The sequence below is a fragment of the Pseudobutyrivibrio ruminis genome, assembly GCF_015057245.1.
In the GTDB taxonomy this organism is placed as follows: Bacteria; Bacillota; Clostridia; order Lachnospirales; family Lachnospiraceae; genus Pseudobutyrivibrio; species Pseudobutyrivibrio ruminis_E.
The window spans coordinates 172,508-191,183 of sequence record NZ_SVET01000003.1; the positions used below are offsets into that span (position 1 = coordinate 172,508).

Genomic DNA, 18,676 nt, shown 5'->3' on the forward strand with positions numbered 1-18,676 from the left:
AATTTTCGATTACTGCTCTACAACGGCATCCTGTACACCGTATGTTTCAGCAATTTCTGTCATTGTGCCATCTGCATAGAGAGCCTTGAACTGGTCGTTAATATATGCAGCTAAATCAGAACCCTTTCTGCAGCCAACACCATACTCCTCTGTTGTAAGCTCTACAGTGTGTGTAAGGTCAGGATAGCTTGTTCCCTCTCCAACCATAGCACCTGCCATAAGAAGATCGATGATGCAAGCATCAGATGTGCCAGCAGCAACTTCCATAACTGCATCTGCCTGAGATTTTACAGCTACATAATCGAAGCCATTGTCTGTAGCAGCTGCCTCGCCAGCAGAACCTGACTCAACAGCAAAGCTAAGTTCCTTTGCATCATCTACAGATGTTACAGCAGCAGCCTTGTCAGCATTTACAACTATAACCTGAGCGTTATTGCAGTATGCATTTGTTGTCTCCATTGCGTTTGTAACCTCTGGAGTAAGTGTCATACCATTCCATACAACATCAATTGATTTGTTCTCAAGCTCAAGGATTTTGTTATCCCAATCGATTTCAACAAACTCTACATCTACGCCAAGGCTATCGGCTACTGCCTTTGCCATATCAGCGTCAAAGCCAATCCAATCACCATTATCGTCCTTGTAATCCATAGGAGCAAAATCTGTGATACCAACGATAAGCTTACCCTTCTCCTGAATGTAAGCTACATCGCTTTCAGCTGACTCAGTTGATTCAGTTGCTTCTGCTGTATCAGATGTATTCTCTGTTTGGCTTGTCTGGTCCGCTCCACATGCAACAAACCCCATAGCCATTGTTAATGTCATAATAGTAGCCAATAATCTCTTCTTCATATAATCCGCCTCCTAAAATTATGTTCAACGCACTTTAGTGTGATAAATCACTAAACTATCTTATACTTTAGTACATTATCATACTAAACTATTTTTGTAAACTATCATTTAATTTCTGGATAGCGTTATAAATATTTTCAGACTCAATTTTACTGCAGGAAATCAGCATAGTTGCTGCGTTTTCAGAGGCTTCCAGTATATTAACTGCAACTTGTGAATCTTCTATTTGGGCAAGAATATTGTCTCCTTTAAGTTTCACTGCCATTTCCATTCCACTTTCCCCCATAATAATTTCTGCATTATCAGAGAAGTGTCTTTGGAGTGCTTCATACATTAGATTTCTTTTATCATCGTATAGACGTTTTATCTTTTTAATATGTCTATCCAGATGCCCGTCTCTTAAAAACTGAGTCAATGCAATCTGTTCAGCTTTAGAGGCTGTCTGGTTATACAAGCCTCTAAGCTGTAGATATTCCTTTCTGGCTTTTTTAGGAAGAATCAAAAAACTTATTCTTACGCTAGGCAGTAATACTCTTGAAAAAGATCCTAAGAAAGCAACATTCTCGCCACCAGTCATAGCATAAAGACTAGGCGTAGGTTTGCTAGAATAAACGAATTCATTTTGATAATCATCCTCTATAAGAAGGTGGTTGTTTTTTGTCACATGCTCCGCCAGCTCTCTACGTCGTTTCATAGGCATTACATCACCCCATTTTGTCATATAGGATGGGGTAACATAAATAACATGACTATCTTTATCTCTAAAATTGACAGCGAAACCTGCGCTTTTAAACAGAATAGCTCCATCCATAAAATCCTTCGTAGGAAAAGATATAGTTTTTTCCCCAGGGATCAAAGGAATTAAAATCTGCAAAAGATTTTGGAAGCCAGCTCCAATCACAACATCATCTGCGCTACATATAATATTTCTATTCTTTCTAACATATGCAGCAATCTCCTGACGTAAATCGTACTCACCTTGATTATCCGCATAGGACAGAAGTCTATCCTCCTGCCTTAGAGCAGATTTCATATATCTCCTCCATAGATTCAAGCAGGATACTGTTTTGTCCTCTCCTATAGTGGCTAAATCATATTCATAAAGCTTAGCATCAGGTTTTACAACCTGCTCATCTTGCTTCTCTGATGCATTATTGTTTTCCAACATATCAGAAACAAAATAGCCCACCTTTTCAACAGAATAAATATATCCGTCGGCGGCCAGCTGTAAAAACCCAGTCTCAATAGAAGTACGACTAACCCCAAGAATCTTTTCTGAAGTCCTTATAGACGGCATTTTATCGCCAGGTTTTAAGGCCCCCTCTTTCATTTGATTAATGTAATATTCACATACCTTTTCGTATACCTTCATATCTGTCCCCTAAAAAATAGTTAGTTTTGCGTATTTTTGTGATGTCAGTTTGGTGATATTATAGCTCCAACATAACAAATGAGGAAGTACTTTTTCGCAGAATTTATTTAATGGGAGGACAAACATGAGTAACACAGCAACAAAATCAACTGTAAACACTTCAGATCATACACGCACCTTGATAACAGCCGCATTATTTGCCGCTCTTACATGCGTGGGTACAATGATTATAAAAATCCCAACGCCTACCATGGGATACATTCATCCAGGCGATGGATTCGTATTGCTATCAGGTCTTCTGTTGGGACCAATATGGGGAACTCTTGCAGCCGGAATCGGCTCTGCATTATCAGATTTAATTGGAGGCTATTTTGTTTATGTACCAGCCACCTTTATTATAAAAGCTTTAACAGCCTTGACTGCCTATCTGGTTTTTAAATTGCTCAAGAAGGTGCTTAGCACAAAAACAGAATTGCCCCAATTAATTGTAAGTGGAATAATCGGGGAACTTGTTATGGTATTTGGTTATTTTATATTTGAAATTTTTATGCTTGCAATAGCAAACGGAACGGATTTGCAAGCTGGTGTAATCGCCTCACTGGCTGGCATCATACCAAACCTTATCCAAGCTCTATTTGGTGTGATAATCGCCACTGTGCTATATCCATTCATAAAAAAATTGGCTGCCAATTAGGCAGCCAATTTTTTATCTAAATATTAATCTTCTTTAGGCATTACGATTGCGATGTGTACATCGTCAAGCTGTTTCTGATCTACAGTAGCAGGTGCATCCATCATAATATCCTGTGCATTCTTATTCATTGGGAATGGAATGATTTCACGGATAGATTCCTCACCAGCGATAAGCATAATCATACGATCAACACCAGGAGCAATTCCTCCGTGTGGTGGTGCACCATAAGTAAATGCGTTGTACATAGCAGGGAACTTAGCCTTAACATCGTCCTCACCAAGACCAACAAGCTTGAATGCTTCAATCATGATTTCTGGATCATGGTTTCTGATAGCACCTGAAGAAAGCTCTACACCGTTACATACTAAGTCGTACTGGTATGCAAGGATATCAAGTGGCTCCTGTGTCTGAAGAGCTTCTTTTCCGCCCTGTGGCATTGAGAATGGGTTGTGGCAGAACTCAAGCTCACCTGACTCCTCGCCGATTTCGTACATTGGGAAATCAACGATCCAACAGAACTCGTATGTATCCTTCTTCATATGGCCCTCAGCAGCTGCGCCAAGAAGCTTTCTGAATACACCAGCTGTCTTCTGAGCTGTAAGAAGATTTCCTGCAGCAAGACCAACGAAATCACCTGGCTTAAGACCAAGCTTATCAATAACAGCCTGCTTTCTCTCCTGAAGGAACTTTGCGATACCACCAACAAGCTCTCCATTTTCATCAAGCTTGAACCAGTATGTCTTCTGAGCTGTAGCAACCTCTACCTCTGCTATCATAGCATCAATCTGCTTACGTGTAGCTGAAAGATTGTCAACAACGATAGCTTTAACAACATTGCCCTCGAATGGACCAAATCCACAATCTGCCATAACATCTGTAGCATCCTGAAGAACAAGGTCGATACGAAGATCTGGCTTATCTGAACCGTATTTGTCCATAGCCTCAAGGTATGGGATACGAACGAATGGTGCTGTTGAAGCACTCTTGTATACACCGTACTTTGCAAAGATTGGAGGAAGTACATCCTCGATTACTGCAAATACGTCTTCCTGAGAAGCAAATGCCATCTCCATATCAAGCTGGTAGAACTCTCCTGGAGAACGGTCTGCACGAGCATCCTCGTCACGGAAGCAAGGTGCAATCTGGAAATATCTATCGAAACCAGATGCCATAAGAATCTGCTTAAACTGCTGTGGTGCCTGTGGAAGAGCATAGAACTTGCCAGGGTGATTACGTGCTGGAACAAGGTAATCACGTGCTCCCTCAGGTGATGAGCATGTAAGGATTGGAGTTGTAATCTCCATGAAATCGTGAGCAATCATTGCGCTACGAAGCTCTGCAACAATTTTGCTACGAAGGATAATCTTGCTCTTAACCTCTGGGTTACGAAGATCAAGATAACGATACTTAAGACGTGTGTTTTCATCAGCTTCCTTTGAACGGTTAATCTCGAATGGAAGCTCATTGTGTTCACACTTACCAAGGATTTTTATATCTGTAGGAACAACCTCAATCTCGCCAGTAGGGAGCTCTGTGTTCTTTGAAGAACGCTCACGAACAGTACCTGTTACAGAGATTGTAGACTCCTTATTTACAGAATCGATGATAGCCATCATGTCTTCTGTCTCTATTACTACCTGTGTAGTGCCGTAAAAATCACGAAGAATAAGGAAACCAAGATTCTTCGAAACCTTTCTAATGTTTTCAAACCAACCAACTAGAGTAACTTCTTTTCCTGCATCAGCAAGACGAAGCTCGTTACAGTTGTGTGTACGTGACTGAGTCATTGTGTATCTCCTCTTCTAAATTTGACATAACTAAAGGCCGTCAGTACACTGACAGCCTTTTAATAATACATCAGAATAACTATAAATTCAACTATCTGAGGGCATCAACTACATGGCCAAACGAGAAATTTTCTGGCCACTGATACGGCCTTTAGCCTTGAGCCCTTCGTAGAGTAAATCCTTAAGTTCTTCTCTTCCAATAACGATTTTAGAATCATCGTCTAATGTGACAACCACATTGGTTTCACATACAGGACAACTACCACCTGGACATGAGTCATCACAATCTGCATCCTCGCAAAGATGTCCGCAGTTGCTACAATCAACCTGATACATGTTTTTGCGATTGATTACACCAATTTCCTCAAGGGTATTTACCATACGATAAACAGTGGCGCTACCAATATTTTTATCTTTTTTTACTGCTTCTCTGTAGATTTCCTTAACACATGATGGATCACCATTTAATATGATGTCCAAGATTGTTAATCTCTGTTTCGTGATTCGGCAGCCTGATTCTCTCAGCTGCTGAATAATAAGCTCACGCTGTTCTGTTTCCATAATATCCATACTTCAATACCCCTTGCTAAAACTAAGAAAAACCCAGCCCCATTTTAGGGCTGGAGTATTATTTTAAAATATTTTTTTCTGCGTAATCCTTGATTGCCTTGAAGCTCTCTTTGCTGAGTACATGCTCAATTCTGCATGCATCCTCTGATGCGATTTCCTCATCTACACCAAGCTTTACAAGAACATCTGTAAAAAACTCGTGACGCTCAAGAATCATCTCTGCAATGGCCTTGCCTTCATCTGTAAGGTATATGTAGCCTGCATCTGTAACAGTGATGTGATTCTTTTCACGAAGGTTCTTCATAGCGATGCTGACTGATGACTTTTTGAAGTTCAATTCATTAGCAACATCTACCGAGCGAACAACTGGTAATTTCTTGCTGAGCATAAGTATAGTCTCAAGATAATTTTCTGCTGATTCGTTTACAAAAGTTCTCAAAACAACTCCTCCTAAACTAAATGGATTTTGAAATAAAATTTCAGTTGCACACAATCCACTTCACATAAACCTTATCATAAAACTTACCTCAGTGCAACTCATTAAACTAAAGTTAGTTTACACTAACTATTATATTATTTCAAGCATTCTAAATCAAATCTTAAACTTTTATTAAATACTATTCCAAAGTGTTGACGAACCCTATTTTAACAGTTAAAGTGCAACTAAACAACAACGGATTTATATCCGACACGAGGAGGCCAAAATGAACGATTTCAGATATAAAATGGCACAGTTTTTTTCAGGCAGAACAGGCGTAGATGCACTTGGCAGAACAGTCACATGGATTGCTCTCATTCTTATGTTTCTCACCATGATTACGGGTTCAAATATTTTATATCTGATAGCTATGGCTTGTCTCGTATATAGTATTTGGCGCATGCTTTCAAAGAACTATCAGAAGCGTTATTACGAGAATCAAAAGTTCCTTGAAAAGACAGCAGGCATAAGAAGAAAGTTTTCCGGTTTTCCTTATAAAGCAAAAACATTCTTCTCTCGCACAAAGGCAAACTATGAGCAGCGTAAGGTATATGCAATTTTCAAATGTCCAAGCTGCAAGCAAAAGCTTCGTGCACCAAGAGGTAGAGGCAAAATACAAGTAACATGTAGTAAGTGTCACGCTCAATTTATTAAAAGGGTATAGATAAGGTATCGATTTTGTTTGGATATATAAATGCTGATATAAAGCAGCTTTCAGAGGATGACAAAAAAATATATCAACAATTCTACTGTGGATTGTGTCATCAGCTTGGCAAGGAGGCCGGGTTCAAGGGACAACTCTTGCTCAACTACGACCTTTGCTTTCTAGCAATACTTCTGCAAAGCCTGTATGAGCCTGATCTTAATAAAGACACTCATCGTTGTTTAATACATCCATTCAAGGTCAAAGACTTCTATAATAGCGAAGCCATTCAGTATGCTGCTGATATGGATATTATTCTTTCATATCACAGTCTTATGGATAATTATAAAGATGACAATTCCAAGATTTCAAAGCTAGCAGCTGATAGTCTAAAAAAAGACTACAACCGCATAAAGGATAATTATCCAAAGCAAACTGCTGCTGTTGAAAAATATATAGCGCAGCTTTCAGCTGCAGAAAAAGCCCGCGAAACCAATATTGATAAGGTTTCCAGCTACACAGGCGAAATGCTTGGTACACTTATGAATTGGAAGGATGACGACTGGAGTTGTACCCTTCACTGTATGGGCTTTCATATGGGCAAGTTCATCTATATCATTGATGCCTACGAGGATTTAAAGAAGGATGAAAAAAATGGCAACTACAACCCTCTTTCATTTATGAAAAAGGAGTCGCCAAAGGAATTCGAAACCTTCGTGAGAATCAATCTCACATCCCTCATGGCAGAATGTGCAAAATCCTTTGAACGATTGCCAATAGTGGAGAATGCAGATATTCTTAGAAACATTATCTACACAGGGGTATGGACCAAATACGAATACCTGCAGATAAAGAAAAACACTCCAAAGGAGAAACCATAAATGCTCAATCCTTACAGCGTTTTAGGTGTCGAAAGAGGCGCCTCAGATGAGGAAATAAAAAAAGCATATAGAAATCTCAGCAGAAAATATCATCCTGATGCCAACATTAACAATCCTAACAAGGCTCAGGCAGAAGAAAAGTTCAAAGAGATTCAGGCAGCATACAACCAGATAATGGATGAGCGCCAAAACGGCAGCTACTCTAACAGCTACAGTGACAACTACTCTTACGGATATAACTCCTACGGTAATCAGGGCGCTGGCTCAGTAGAAATGCAGGCAGCTGCCAACTATATCAACGCCAGACAGTTTGCCGCCGCAATGAATGTGCTTTACAGCATTCCTGACAGTGACCGAAATGGGCAGTGGTATTTCTTCGCATCAGTTGCATCTCAGGGTCTTGGCAATTTAAACGACGCCAGGGAATACATTTCCAGAGCTATCGCTCTAGAGCCAAGCAACTTTAGATATAGACAGTTTGAACAGAGCATCAATTTCAGTAGAAATTGGTACGAAAACAGAAGTGCCAACTACGGCTACTACAGACCATATTCCGGTGTAGCCAGATGGTGCATCAGCATGGCATTTCTAAACTTATTATGCAACCTATGTTGCTTCTTTTAATTAGTTAATTACTTGGTCATTCGGACCGTTCATATATTTTCTCCCTTCAAATGCATGTCGGTTGATGTGCAAAAGAAAAGAACCTTGGGCATCAGCCACCCAAAGGTTCTTTTTTCTTAGTCAGCTATAACTTCTTTTAATATAACCTCGTTTCCTGTAACAAGATAAGTGTTGCCGCTACCACAATGTGGACATGTTTTGCCATAAGCAACTGTCTCGTACTCCTGTTTACAATCCTCGCAGAATGTCACTGCCTTAATAGTTTCGCAAGTAAGCTTGCTGCCATCAAGTCTTGGATACTTTTTAGCATTCCAAGCCCAGCAATCAATAAGATAGTCTGGAATAACTGTAGATACCTCACCAATCGAAAGAACTACTTCGCTGATGTGATCTGCATTATTCTCCTGAGCTACCTCTTCTACCTGTTTCGCCACATGAAACACAATACCTAATTCATGCATTACTTATACTTCCTCTCTAATATACCCCGGCAGTTACAGCTACAAGCCTGAGAGTCACTCCGTTCAGCATAAAAAGCTTCACTTGAGTGACCTCAGAGCTTGATGCCTACTGCCTCATATAAAGCTTAAAGACTACTTATTTGCCTTCTTATAAGCCTTGTGATCACGCTCCGCTTGCTTTTCTGCTTCACTCTTGCGAGAGAATGCAATTTTAGCGGCACGTTTTACTGCATAAGCACCGATATGCTTGAACTTATCCTCAGACTTAACCATGTGTGTGCACTCTGGATGAGTTCTGTGAAGGGTGATAGCGTCGAATGCACACTTTGTTGTGCAGACACCACATCCGATACACTTATTCTCATCAACAACTGATGCACCACACTTTAAGCAGCGGCTAGCCTCAGCCTTTACCTGCTCTTCTGTAAGTGTAAGGTGAGCATCACGGAATGAATGCTTCATATCAATGCTTGTATCTATAGCTGGCTCATTTCTGCCCGCTGTGTCATATTCTTCCACAAGAATGTTGTCTTTGTCAAGCTCAATAAAGTCACGACGATTCTTACCGATTGTCATAGAGCATCCTGGCTGTACGAATCTGTGAAGAGAATCTGCTGCACACTTACCAGCTTCGATAGCGTCGATAGCAAACTTAGGACCAGAATATACATCACCACCAACAAAGATGTCTGGCTGTGCTGTCTGGTATGTAAGTTTGTCCGCTACTGGATAATTACCGTGCCAGAATTCTACCTTTTCTTTTCCATCACCAAGGAGTCCGCCCCACTCGATGCCCTGACCAATAGCAAAGATGATGTGCTTGCACTCTACTGTCATTGTGTCATTCTCATCGTACTGTGGATTGAACTTGTGCTCTGCATCAAATACAGATGTACACTTCTTGAATACGATGCCAGATACATTGCCCTCAGCATCCTTGAGAACTTCCTTTGGACCCCAACCATTGTTGATTACGATATCTTCTTCAAGTGTCTCTGTTATTTCTGAGTTGTTTGCAGGCATCTCATCACGCTGCTCTAAGCAGAACATCTGTGGGTTGCCAGCGCCAAATCTAGCAGCTGTACGTACGCAGTCGATAGCTACGTTACCACCACCGACAACTACTACGTTACCATCCATCTTCTGGCTCTGGTCTTCAAGTGCCTTGTGAAGGAATGTAACAGCAATATCAATACCATCCTTAGCATCTGTTCCTGGGATTGGTGGAATCTTTCCTCCCTGGCATCCGATTGCTACGTAGAATGCCTTGTAGCCTTGAGCACGCAACTCATCAAGAGTGATGTCCTTACCAACTTCTACATTACACTTAATCTCAACGCCGAGCTGACGAATAACATCGATTTCAGCTTCAACTACATCCTTCTCAAGCTTCCATGTTGGAATACCCCATGTGAGCATACCACCTGGACGGCTGTTCTTTTCAAATACTGTTGGCTTGTAACCCTTTGTTGCAAGATAGTAAGCACATGAAAGACCTGCAGGGCCTGAACCGATGATTGCAATCTTGTCATCCCACTGTGTTAAACGGTTTGAAGGGATGTCGATTGGTGGAATATATCTTGTCTCAGCGTGAAGATCGCGCTCAGCAATAAACTTCTTGATATCATCGATAGCAACTGGTGCATCGATAGTGCCACGTGTACAAGCAGCCTCACATCTCTTGTTACATACACGGCCGCAGATAGCTGGGAATGGGTTGTCCTTTTTGATGAGTGCAAGAGCGTCATCATAACGACCATTCTTTGCCATGTTTACATAACCCTGAACAGATACGTGGGCAGGACAAGCAACCTTACATGGAGCTGTACCTGTGTCATAGCAGTTCTTTCTATTGTCATCGCGATAGTTTTCGTTGTATTTATCCTTGCCCCAGTGAACTCTGTCTGGAAGAACTACCTTTGGATATTCAACCTCGCTACCATCCTTCTTGCAGAGCTTCTGGCCAAGCTTAACAGCACCTGCTGGGCAATACTCAACACACTTACCACAAGCCACACACTTCTCAGCTTCAACGTGAGCTGTGTATGCTGAACGTGACATATTAGGTGTGTTGAAAAGCTGTGATGTACGAAGAGCATTACAGATATTTACATTACAATTGCAAAGACCAAAAATCTTGTTCTCACCATCGATATTTGTAATCTGATGAACGAAGCCAAGTGTCTCAGCACGCTCAACGATGCGCATAGCCTCTTCGTATGTGATATCGTGGCCCTTGCCTGTCTCACGGCAGTAGTCAGCGAAATCACCAAGACCGATACACCAGTTCATCTCGTCATCACCGCAACCTTCTTCAAGGCAAGCACGTGATACACGGCATGAGCACTGGCCTACACCAATATGTCCTTCATATTTTTTGAGCCAATATGAAATCTGCTCAAGGTCTACCTTTTCGTTTTCGAACTCAATGGCCTTCTCAACAGGAATTACGTGCATACCTACACCAGCGCCTCCTGGTGGGATGAGGTGTGTCAAACCATCAAGTGGAATGTATGTCATTCTCTCGAAGAATGATGCAACAGCTGGATGCTGCTTAATTCTATTGTTTGAACGCTCACCTGGAACTGACTCTTCCATGTTGAAAAGCTCTGCAGAACCTGGAACGAAGATAGGAAGCACATATCTTCTCTCAGACTGTGGAGCTGTACGTCCATTATGATCATAGTGATTTCCATAATCGTACTCTAAAAGTCCGATGTATGACATATCATCAAGTAACTTCTGGAAAGCTTCTTTATCCTTTGCCTTCTCAGGATTCATTTTGCAGAGATCCTCAAATGTGTAGTGATGACGAACCTTCATTGTAAGGCCAACCTCAGCCATCTCCTCTGTTACGATTTCTGCAAGACCCCAGTACTCTGGGTCCTCTACCTTAACGCCAAACATCTTGTGTGGCATAACATCTGTTATTTTTCTTCCAAGCTCGATAATCTTCTTGCTTGGCTCCTTATCATGCATGTGTGGTGGCATGATTACTTTGCTCATTTCTGGCATATCCTATACTCCCTTTCTTAACTATAATCCGGCAGTTACGATTACAAGCCTTAGTGTTTCTTCATTCGACTACATGTCTCATTCAGAAACCTAAGAGCTTGTTATCTACTGCCTCACTTAAATGTTTAATGAACTGAGAAATGGAGCTCACGAAGGCCTTCGACTTCATCGCAGACCTTCTGCAATGAGCAGCTTCCGCAGTCCATCATTACATTCTTGAAGATATGATCTATTGCGCCAGTGATATCTTCAAGATGTTTTGCCTGCCCAGCTAATGACTTGTAGTCGAAGGCTGGGTCAGTTATAAATATGAGCTTTACAGCTTCAATATTTTTGTTTTCATGATAGGTATCCAAGAATAGCTTTCCAACCTTGGCGAAATCTAAACTCTCATTAAGAGCTTCCTTGCCAACTCGTACCGGCTCTCTGTTGTTTGATGCAGAGATGCGGGTCATGTATCCCTTTGGATTAATGTGATACCTAACGTATTCTATTTTTCTAATTGCATTATAAAGTGCATTGCCATCCCCAAGACTTTCCTCAGCCACCTTCACAATGGCTATTCTTGCATATGGCGTGTCATTTTTGATTTCGTTTAAATCTGGTCCAATAAGTAAGACCTCATCCCCATTTACGAATTCGTTGTTACAGGTCACAGCCATGGCTGATACTGCAGGATGAGTGCCGCCTCCTAACTCATAAGCCATATCGGCTCTAAGAATGAGATTATGGTCTCCCACATCAGTCCAATTCGCATTTGCGATATCAAGACTCTTGGCCTTAGAAAAATCTAATCCGGCAAGCAGCTCTTTAATGCTTTCATCATATAGCTTCATTAAATCTTTCTATCTTTCTTAATCTTATCGTAATGCTTTGCAAGCAGCGGTTGTAATGCGCTTGTGAGCTTCATATCTAGGTTGAAGAAATAAACAATCATAGATAAAATCCAAAGGCATATCAACACTATTGCGATAATTCCTAATATTTTCAACATTATCTATTTCCTTTCTGTCTAGCAAACTCTGCTGCACCAAGTGCACCCATAAGCTGTGGATCAATTGGAAGGTCGATAACCTTGAGCTTAAGAACCTGCTCGATGGCAGCCTTAAGTCCTGCATTCTTTGCGCATCCACCTGTAAGTGTAATCTTATCTGTAGCACCAGCCTTCTTAGACATTACAAAGCATCGCTTTGCAACTGAAAGCTCAATACCTGCTGCAATCTCGTCCATTGGCTTTCCTTCACCAACAAGTGAGATAACCTCTGACTCCGCAAATACGGTACACTGTGCTGTAATTGGAATGACATTTTTTGCCTTGAGGGAAAGATTTGAAAACTCATCCAAATCCATCTCAAATGCTCTAGCCATAGCCTCAAAGAAACGACCTGTTCCTGCTGCACACTTGTCATTCATTGCAAAATTAAGAACTGTACCATCAGTATCAACTGCAATTCCCTTTACGTCCTGACCACCAATATCAATAATAGCCTTTACTGTTGGGTCAGCCACATGAACACCCATGGCATGGCAGCTAATCTCTGAGATATTCTCATCAGCAAAAGGAACCTTGTTACGGCCATATCCTGTACCTACAAGATAAGTCAAATCCTCTGCACTATTTAAATCTGGCACCTGTGCCACTGCCTGATTAAGGGCATCCTGACAAGATAGCACTGCATTTATACGACTCTTAAGAGTGACGTCCGCCACCATCTTTCCATTCTCATCTATAATCACACACTTTGTGTATGTAGAACCAGAATCACATCCACCAAAATATTTCATCTTTCTATTCTCCTAGTCCGCACTTCAATTCAGCCTATATATCTTGCAATTCACCACGCTTTCGCTCTTATTCGCTCATTGCCCTACATAAGATGCTGCTTACGCACCATCTAAGTAGGGATGGCTCATCAAGGGTTCATTTACAAGACACATAGTCTGAATTAGTGCTCCTCAAATTAATAAACAAAAGTTTTACCACAAATTTGTGTCGTCATAGTCCTCCAACGATGGGTCCAGGGGCTCTTCGCGAAGGACTGAGCGCATGTAGCGGTTTACGTCCTGGCGAAGATTCTTGCGAGGGATTACACGTGGATCATAAAGGTCATGATTTACCCAAACCAATTTGATGCCGTGTTCTCGCGCCTGTTCTTCGAACATGCCATGCATACCATCAAGTGCCTTGCAGGCGATGTGCTCCCAAAGAATAACCATGTCTGCACGGAATTCCTCACAGTATCTCCAAAGATCATCAAGAAGAACTTCGTATCCACCATGAGTACGATTTCTCATAATCATGTTTTCGTACTGGTGAGCCATATCATAGATGGCTTGCTCCTTGTCATCCTCTGAAATAGGATCAAGGGATACCATGGTGAGCATGTCGAACATTGGAAGAATTCCCCAACAATTCAAAAGCCATGCAACAAAGTCTGTATAGAACTGAGACTGAACGCCCCATATAACAGCACGATGACGATACTCTTTTGCAAGCATTGTCTTTTTCTGATAAGCCTCTGTTGCCATCTTGGTAATCTTCTTATCAAGCTTGGCAAAAGCTGGAACCTTTCCTGCGATGGCCATATATTCTGTCTCGCGATAAAGCAGGATGTTGTTTCCGATAACCTGCGGATAATCTGTCTTTGTGATTTCAAGCCACTCAGTACATTCGCGGGCACCTATGTTGATTCGCTTAGCGCATTCAAAGTAATAACCCCAATCGAACTTTTCACCTGTCTGCTCTTCGATGAAGGCGATGGCATTTCTAACCTCCTGAGCTGCATACTCCTGAACACCAGGCTCTGTGTGACGAAGTGGTGTAGCAAGCTGATGAACTGGAATGCCATTTCGCTCCAGTGCTCTTGAAATAACACCATTTCCCATAAGTGAACCATCACAGGTGGTGTTGCACTGAACTGCACACTTACCAAAAACAGGCATATCTCCATCGATGCAAATACCAGCCTCAGATGCAGGCATAGGACAAACATCACCTGGCATACCGCATTCCTGAACAACATCCAAATAATGTGTCATGGCATCTCCCTGTAGAAGAACGCATACATAACAGCTTGCTGTCTCCCAGCTAAGTCCCTCAAGATTTGGGAAACCACACATGATGTTGGTCATTTCGTTTTCATCCATGAGAACTACATGCTTTGACTTTTCTGGGCTTGCCCCAAGGTTTCTATCCATTGAAAAAATCTTTGTCAAAAGCTTTGCAACGTCCGATGCAACTAAATCGTATTCCTCACGGCAAATACGAAGCTGAGTTCCACGAAGTCCCATGGAATGTTTATCAATCATCATTGGAACTGCCAAATAGTTAAGCATCCAACGATATCTGAAAAATCCCTTTACATTCTTTGGGTGGAGCATGAACTTTCCAAGCATTGCTATTATTCCAAGCCATCTGGTGTAGTCGTACCAGGTGTCTCTGATGCCTCTCCACTCGCGGTGCTTAAAAACCTTTTTATCACCGCTATAAAGCTCACCTAATTTTGAGCTGCCTACTGCTTTTCCCATTAGCGTTTACCTCCTTGTATCTTTTTGATTTCGATACTTTCCACGAAGGCCTGGACACGGGTACGAATCTGTCCCGATGAACCCACCGCATATGGTCTATCGATTGTAAGCACTGGATAACCATATTCATCACGAAGAACATGGCTTCCTACCATTCTTTCATAAGCCCATGGATCACAGAACTTCATCTGCTCGTAGATGATTCCGTCAGCCTTGTACTCCTTTGCAATTTCATCAACATATTCACGACGTCGATTCATCTTTGGAGTATCCATGTGGCGAGGGCACATGCAGCTCATCATGTAGTGACGACAAATCTGAGTAAGCACATCCTCCTCATCATTGAGAATTATTTCCTCACGACCAGGCAACGAGCCAAAGCAGAATCTATCGGCACATACATAAGCTCCTGATTCTTCAATAAGCTTTATCATATCGATATCGTCTACCTCTGAGCCGACAACAGCAACTCTAGCTCGATATGGCCACTTTTCATCTGGCACACGATTCTTTACTTCTTCAAGTGTCTCTTCAAGCTTTTCAAGAAGTAAATCCTGTGGGCACACATAGGTGCACATTGTGATGATATGGAATTCGTATCCTGTGATACGTGGCTTTTCCTCTTTTCTAAAGTTTCCAAGTTCAGTGATGATTCGACAAATTTTATTGTGATTCTCAACAGATTTACGAAGTGCCTCATCACTGATATCCACTCCAAACTTTTCATGAAGTGGCTCCAAAATCTTTGAACGGCACTGACCTACATAGAGGTTTAATCCATTATCATCAGCCTTCATTGGAACCTCTAAATACTTGTAGAAAAAGTGCTCCTTGTCGTTCATTTTAAGAAGCTCCATATTCTCAACACATCTGTTGATCATGGTGCAACCATCTGGTGCAATAAGACAATCTAAAAACTGATATCCCCCTTCAATTGCACGTTCAAGCAATGCTCGTGAATACTCACACAAGAAACTGGTCAAATAATATGTTCCCATCTCCATGGAGCCGGTTCTTGGTGCGCGAAGTCTTACGGTAAAGCAATTGCCTAAATTCATGAGAACCTCTGGAATCTGATAACATACACTGCCTACGCAAATGCGGCCCTCAGCCTGAGCCGCTCTCACCAGGTCATTATCAGCATCCATTAAGAGATTCTCAAAATATATAAGATGCTTTAAATCCTTCATATATTTTCTCCCTTTAGTCCGTCTGTTACGCTCTCAAGCCTTAGTAATTCTCCGCTCATCTAACATGATTCGCTTGAGAATTCTAAGAGCTTGAGAGCTACAGACTCACTTAAAATATTTACTTTTTATAATATTCCTAGCTTATTCAACGCTGTGCTTAGTCCGGTTACAATAGCGGTGTCGTTTGGGATGCCTAGCACCGATTTACCCTTAAGGTCGCATTCGGTGAGGTTGGCGTCTGCAGGTATCCAGCCAAGAATAGGGATGTCTCCCAAATCCATAAACTGCAGAACCTCCTCAGATGGAACGCGGTTTACTACAACGCCCACCTTTTCATACATGACTAAATCATCTGCTACATTTTTGATAGTCTTAACTACATCGCAGCCCTTCTTACTTGAATCTGTAATAAGGATGAGATGTGTGACCTTCTCCATAACGCGACGGTTAATCTGCTCGATTCCGGCCTCTCCGTCTATTACTATGTAATCAAAATTGTCTGAAACTGAAGCGATTACTTCCTTGAGATAAGTATTGATCTTGCAATAGCAACCAGCAGCCTCCGGTCTTCCTATTGCAATAAAAGAAAAGCCCTCCAGTTCTACCATAGCATCGAAAATACGATACCTCGCCTCCCCAAGCACTTCTACAGTGGCCTTGGTATCACCATTTTCCGCAGCTTCCACTGCCTCTTTTCTGATATCATCAAGAGTAAGAGTTGGTTCAACACCAAGTGCTGTCGAAAGTCCCACCGCTGGGTCAGCGTCGATTGCTAGAATGCGTTTGTCTGGATAAGCTTCCACTAACAACTTGACCATCACCGAAGCTAACGAAGTTTTGCCCACTCCGCCCTTACCGGCAACAGCCAACACGATTGGTTTGTTTCCCATTATTAATTATTTCTCCCTTTTAACACTCCATTATTGATAATTTTTTATCAATTACAAGTCAATTTTAGCATAGGGGTATTCCAAATTAAAGGAATTAAAAGAGCCACAGCGATTTTCGTCCTTATCAACAAAAACCACTGTGGCACAAGTCGCACATTGCATAAATGTCTATTTAGTTTTCTTCTTCATGAAGCTTTTTGTTCATGTATGTGATGAGCATATCAAGACCTGCAGCATTCTCTCCACCACGTGGAATGATGATGTCTGCATGCTTCTTTGAAGGTTCAACAAACTCTTCATGCATTGGCTTTACAGTATCGCTGTACTGGCCAATAATTGATTCGATACTACGACCACGCTCAATCATATCACGCTGGATACGACGCATGAGACGCTCATCAGCATCTGTATCAACAAAGATTTTGATGTCCATCAAATCTCTAAGCTCTTTGTTCTCAAGAATAAGGATACCTTCCATGACAATAACTGTCTTTGGCTCAATTCGGATAGTCTCCTCTGAACGATTGTGATTTACGTAATCGTAAACTGGCATATCGATAGCATATCCTTTGATGAGCTTTCTAACATCCTCTGCCATTCTATCTGATTCAAATGAATCTGGATGGTCGTAGTTTAATTTGCTACGCTCCTCAAATGACATATCAGGATGTGCCTTGTAGTATGCATCATGGCTGATAACCGCAATGTCCTCTCCAAAATAATCCTGAAGCTTTTTAATAATTGTAGTCTTGCCTGAAGCAGATCCTCCTGCTACGCCAAGAACGCAAATCTTTTCTGACATTTCTATACTCCTTAAGGTTTAAATCTCTTGAACCCCTCACCATATACTGCCTTTGATTCCATTATGACAATAAATGCGTCCACGTCAATCTTTTTTGCAACACGATTGACCTGGTACATCTGCTTGTCTGAGCAGGCGCACATCAAAACCTGGCGCTCATCGCCTTTGTATCCGCCCTTTGCAGTGAAGATTGTTGTACCTCTTTCAACTGCTTTATCAATAGCATCTGCAATTGCTTCTGCTTTGTTGGTAACAATCATACACATCATACCTGAATCAGCATTAATCATTACCTTATCAACAACAAGTGAACCTACATAGCTGATTACAAAACCATAGCACAATGCTTCAAATGAATGAGCATATGCAATAGTATCTATCACAATAATAACCACATCGACTATGAAAAAGATTCGACCAAGTGACATGTGTGGATTCTTTGCCTTGATAAGCATCATGATAAAATCAGCACCGCCCGTAGATGAGTTACGCATATAAACAAGAGCATAACCCAATCCCGTAAACACACCTACCACTAGAGCATTCAAAAGGATATTTGAAATCTCTATCTTAGGTACAAGGGGTGCCACAAAATCCATCATAACCGTGCCTATAGCCATAGTCTTGAAAGTTTTAAGAAGAAACTTTCGTCCCAAAACCTTGTATGAAACCACTATCAGTGGAATGTTCATTATGATTGTCATAAGACCGATTTTCCATCCCCAGTACTGATAGAAAATCATTGCAATACCGGTAAGCCCGGTCAATGGAAACTTGGCATCTGCAGCAAAGTTATAAATTGCGATACCAATACACAAGCCTGACAAGGCATCCATCAAAATATCTACAAGTAATTCTTTTCTCTTTTCTGATGACATAATTCCCCCAG

At 41.4% G+C, this 18,676-nt stretch carries 19 protein-coding genes; 4 read left to right on the forward strand and 15 right to left on the reverse strand.

Annotation, left to right across the window (positions count from 1 at the left end; translation table 11 throughout):
- Nucleotides 1-9: 9 nt before the first annotated feature.
- Together E7274_RS04525 and E7274_RS04530 are read right to left on the reverse strand one after the other, a co-directional pair.
- Nucleotides 10-852, reverse strand: a complete 843-nt coding sequence (locus E7274_RS04525; RefSeq protein WP_304174089.1) for a transporter substrate-binding domain-containing protein — start codon at nucleotides 850-852, stop codon at nucleotides 10-12.
- 88 nt (nucleotides 853-940) lie between these two features.
- The gene (locus E7274_RS04530) at nucleotides 941-2,224 is read right to left on the reverse strand and encodes an aminotransferase-like domain-containing protein (protein ID WP_304174090.1); all 1,284 of its coding nucleotides are present in this window, start codon (nucleotides 2,222-2,224) and stop codon (nucleotides 941-943) included.
- A 124-nt stretch (nucleotides 2,225-2,348) separates the two neighbouring features.
- On the opposite strand from E7274_RS04530, the gene E7274_RS04535 reads away from it, so the two are divergent.
- On the forward strand, nucleotides 2,349-2,918 hold the full coding sequence (locus E7274_RS04535) for an ECF transporter S component (RefSeq protein ID WP_304174092.1): 570 nt from the start codon (nucleotides 2,349-2,351) through the stop codon (nucleotides 2,916-2,918).
- Between the two features lie 23 nt (nucleotides 2,919-2,941).
- Here the strand turns inward: E7274_RS04535 and aspS are convergent, their stop codons facing one another.
- The 3 genes from aspS to E7274_RS04550 form a co-directional block, all read right to left on the reverse strand.
- Nucleotides 2,942-4,705, reverse strand: a complete 1,764-nt coding sequence (gene aspS, locus E7274_RS04540) for an aspartate--tRNA ligase (protein ID WP_304174094.1) — start codon at nucleotides 4,703-4,705, stop codon at nucleotides 2,942-2,944.
- Nucleotides 4,706-4,813: 108 nt separating this feature from the next.
- Nucleotides 4,814-5,275, reverse strand: a complete 462-nt coding sequence (locus E7274_RS04545) for a Fur family transcriptional regulator (protein WP_033154540.1) — start codon at nucleotides 5,273-5,275, stop codon at nucleotides 4,814-4,816.
- Between the two features lie 58 nt (nucleotides 5,276-5,333).
- Nucleotides 5,334-5,714 carry a metal-dependent transcriptional regulator gene (locus E7274_RS04550; RefSeq protein WP_033154541.1) on the reverse strand — a complete coding sequence of 127 codons (381 nt, stop codon included), beginning with the start codon at nucleotides 5,712-5,714 and terminating at the stop codon, nucleotides 5,334-5,336.
- A 265-nt stretch (nucleotides 5,715-5,979) separates the two neighbouring features.
- On the opposite strand from E7274_RS04550, the gene E7274_RS04555 reads away from it, so the two are divergent.
- From E7274_RS04555 to E7274_RS04565, 3 genes are read left to right on the forward strand one after another with little or no spacing between them, the layout of a single operon-like run.
- The gene (locus tag E7274_RS04555) at nucleotides 5,980-6,417 is read left to right on the forward strand and encodes a hypothetical protein (RefSeq protein ID WP_304174096.1); all 438 of its coding nucleotides are present in this window, start codon (nucleotides 5,980-5,982) and stop codon (nucleotides 6,415-6,417) included.
- A 14-nt stretch (nucleotides 6,418-6,431) separates the two neighbouring features.
- Nucleotides 6,432-7,277, forward strand: coding sequence for a DUF5685 family protein (locus E7274_RS04560; RefSeq protein WP_304174098.1), 846 nt, complete (start codon nucleotides 6,432-6,434; stop codon nucleotides 7,275-7,277).
- Nucleotides 7,278-7,901 carry a DnaJ domain-containing protein gene (locus E7274_RS04565; RefSeq protein WP_304174100.1) on the forward strand — a complete coding sequence of 208 codons (624 nt, stop codon included), beginning with the start codon at nucleotides 7,278-7,280 and terminating at the stop codon, nucleotides 7,899-7,901. It begins immediately after the preceding gene.
- A gap of 116 nt (nucleotides 7,902-8,017) precedes the next feature.
- Here the strand turns inward: E7274_RS04565 and E7274_RS04570 are convergent, their stop codons facing one another.
- The 10 genes from E7274_RS04570 to E7274_RS04615 form a co-directional block, all read right to left on the reverse strand.
- Nucleotides 8,018-8,362 carry a hydrogenase maturation nickel metallochaperone HypA gene (locus E7274_RS04570; protein ID WP_033154545.1) on the reverse strand — a complete coding sequence of 115 codons (345 nt, stop codon included), beginning with the start codon at nucleotides 8,360-8,362 and terminating at the stop codon, nucleotides 8,018-8,020.
- A 132-nt stretch (nucleotides 8,363-8,494) separates the two neighbouring features.
- Complete coding sequence (locus E7274_RS04575; protein ID WP_442960412.1) at nucleotides 8,495-11,368, reverse strand: FAD-dependent oxidoreductase; 2,874 nt, start codon at nucleotides 11,366-11,368, stop codon at nucleotides 8,495-8,497.
- 134 nt (nucleotides 11,369-11,502) lie between these two features.
- A complete protein-coding gene (locus E7274_RS04580; protein WP_304174103.1) occupies nucleotides 11,503-12,213 on the reverse strand; it encodes a carbon monoxide dehydrogenase in 711 nt (236 codons plus the stop codon).
- Nucleotides 12,213-12,371 (reverse strand): hypothetical protein, encoded by a 159-nt coding sequence (locus E7274_RS04585; RefSeq protein WP_177175724.1) that lies wholly within the window; start codon nucleotides 12,369-12,371, stop codon nucleotides 12,213-12,215. The genes E7274_RS04580 and E7274_RS04585 overlap by 1 nt, the downstream gene beginning before the upstream one ends.
- The gene (locus tag E7274_RS04590) at nucleotides 12,371-13,162 is read right to left on the reverse strand and encodes an acyl-CoA dehydratase activase (protein ID WP_304174105.1); all 792 of its coding nucleotides are present in this window, start codon (nucleotides 13,160-13,162) and stop codon (nucleotides 12,371-12,373) included. The genes E7274_RS04585 and E7274_RS04590 overlap by 1 nt, the downstream gene beginning before the upstream one ends.
- 192 nt (nucleotides 13,163-13,354) lie before the next feature.
- Nucleotides 13,355-14,905: a 2-hydroxyacyl-CoA dehydratase family protein gene (locus E7274_RS04595; protein ID WP_304174107.1), complete on the reverse strand. Its 1,551-nt coding sequence runs from the start codon at nucleotides 14,903-14,905 to the stop codon at nucleotides 13,355-13,357.
- Nucleotides 14,905-16,095, reverse strand: a complete 1,191-nt coding sequence (locus E7274_RS04600) for a 2-hydroxyacyl-CoA dehydratase family protein (protein WP_304174109.1) — start codon at nucleotides 16,093-16,095, stop codon at nucleotides 14,905-14,907. Before E7274_RS04600 ends, E7274_RS04595 begins: the two co-directional genes overlap by 1 nt.
- 125 nt (nucleotides 16,096-16,220) lie before the next feature.
- Nucleotides 16,221-16,985 (reverse strand): ATP-binding protein, encoded by a 765-nt coding sequence (locus tag E7274_RS04605; RefSeq protein ID WP_304174110.1) that lies wholly within the window; start codon nucleotides 16,983-16,985, stop codon nucleotides 16,221-16,223.
- A gap of 172 nt (nucleotides 16,986-17,157) precedes the next feature.
- Nucleotides 17,158-17,787, reverse strand: coding sequence for a uridine kinase (gene udk, locus E7274_RS04610; protein WP_033154551.1), 630 nt, complete (start codon nucleotides 17,785-17,787; stop codon nucleotides 17,158-17,160).
- Between the two features lie 11 nt (nucleotides 17,788-17,798).
- A complete protein-coding gene (locus E7274_RS04615; protein ID WP_304174112.1) occupies nucleotides 17,799-18,665 on the reverse strand; it encodes a YitT family protein in 867 nt (288 codons plus the stop codon).
- Between the last annotated feature and the right edge of the window lie 11 nt (nucleotides 18,666-18,676).

Excerpts from the sequence above, each read along its gene's own strand:
- E7274_RS04530 (WP_304174090.1), bottom strand. The coding sequence starts at position 2,224 with ATGAAGGTATACGAAAAGGTATGTGAATATTACATTAATCAAATGAAA.
- E7274_RS04595 (WP_304174107.1), bottom strand. The coding sequence starts at position 14,905 with ATGGGAAAAGCAGTAGGCAGCTCAAAATTAGGTGAGCTTTATAGCGGT.
- E7274_RS04535 (WP_304174092.1), top strand. The coding sequence starts at position 2,349 with ATGAGTAACACAGCAACAAAATCAACTGTAAACACTTCAGATCATACA.
- E7274_RS04525 (WP_304174089.1), bottom strand. The coding sequence starts at position 852 with ATGAAGAAGAGATTATTGGCTACTATTATGACATTAACAATGGCTATG.
- E7274_RS04555 (WP_304174096.1), top strand. The coding sequence starts at position 5,980 with ATGAACGATTTCAGATATAAAATGGCACAGTTTTTTTCAGGCAGAACA.
- E7274_RS04580 (WP_304174103.1), bottom strand. The coding sequence starts at position 12,213 with ATGAAGCTATATGATGAAAGCATTAAAGAGCTGCTTGCCGGATTAGAT.
- udk (WP_033154551.1), bottom strand. The coding sequence starts at position 17,787 with ATGTCAGAAAAGATTTGCGTTCTTGGCGTAGCAGGAGGATCTGCTTCA.
- aspS (WP_304174094.1), bottom strand. The coding sequence starts at position 4,705 with ATGACTCAGTCACGTACACACAACTGTAACGAGCTTCGTCTTGCTGAT.
- E7274_RS04605 (WP_304174110.1), bottom strand. The coding sequence starts at position 16,985 with ATGGGAAACAAACCAATCGTGTTGGCTGTTGCCGGTAAGGGCGGAGTG.
- E7274_RS04585 (WP_177175724.1), bottom strand. The coding sequence starts at position 12,371 with ATGTTGAAAATATTAGGAATTATCGCAATAGTGTTGATATGCCTTTGG.
- E7274_RS04590 (WP_304174105.1), bottom strand. The coding sequence starts at position 13,162 with ATGAAATATTTTGGTGGATGTGATTCTGGTTCTACATACACAAAGTGT.
- E7274_RS04545 (WP_033154540.1), bottom strand. The coding sequence starts at position 5,275 with ATGGATATTATGGAAACAGAACAGCGTGAGCTTATTATTCAGCAGCTG.
- E7274_RS04575 (WP_442960412.1), bottom strand. The coding sequence starts at position 11,368 with ATGAGCAAAGTAATCATGCCACCACACATGCATGATAAGGAGCCAAGC.
- E7274_RS04600 (WP_304174109.1), bottom strand. The coding sequence starts at position 16,095 with ATGAAGGATTTAAAGCATCTTATATATTTTGAGAATCTCTTAATGGAT.
- E7274_RS04615 (WP_304174112.1), bottom strand. The coding sequence starts at position 18,665 with ATGTCATCAGAAAAGAGAAAAGAATTACTTGTAGATATTTTGATGGAT.
- E7274_RS04565 (WP_304174100.1), top strand. The coding sequence starts at position 7,278 with ATGCTCAATCCTTACAGCGTTTTAGGTGTCGAAAGAGGCGCCTCAGAT.
- E7274_RS04570 (WP_033154545.1), bottom strand. The coding sequence starts at position 8,362 with ATGCATGAATTAGGTATTGTGTTTCATGTGGCGAAACAGGTAGAAGAG.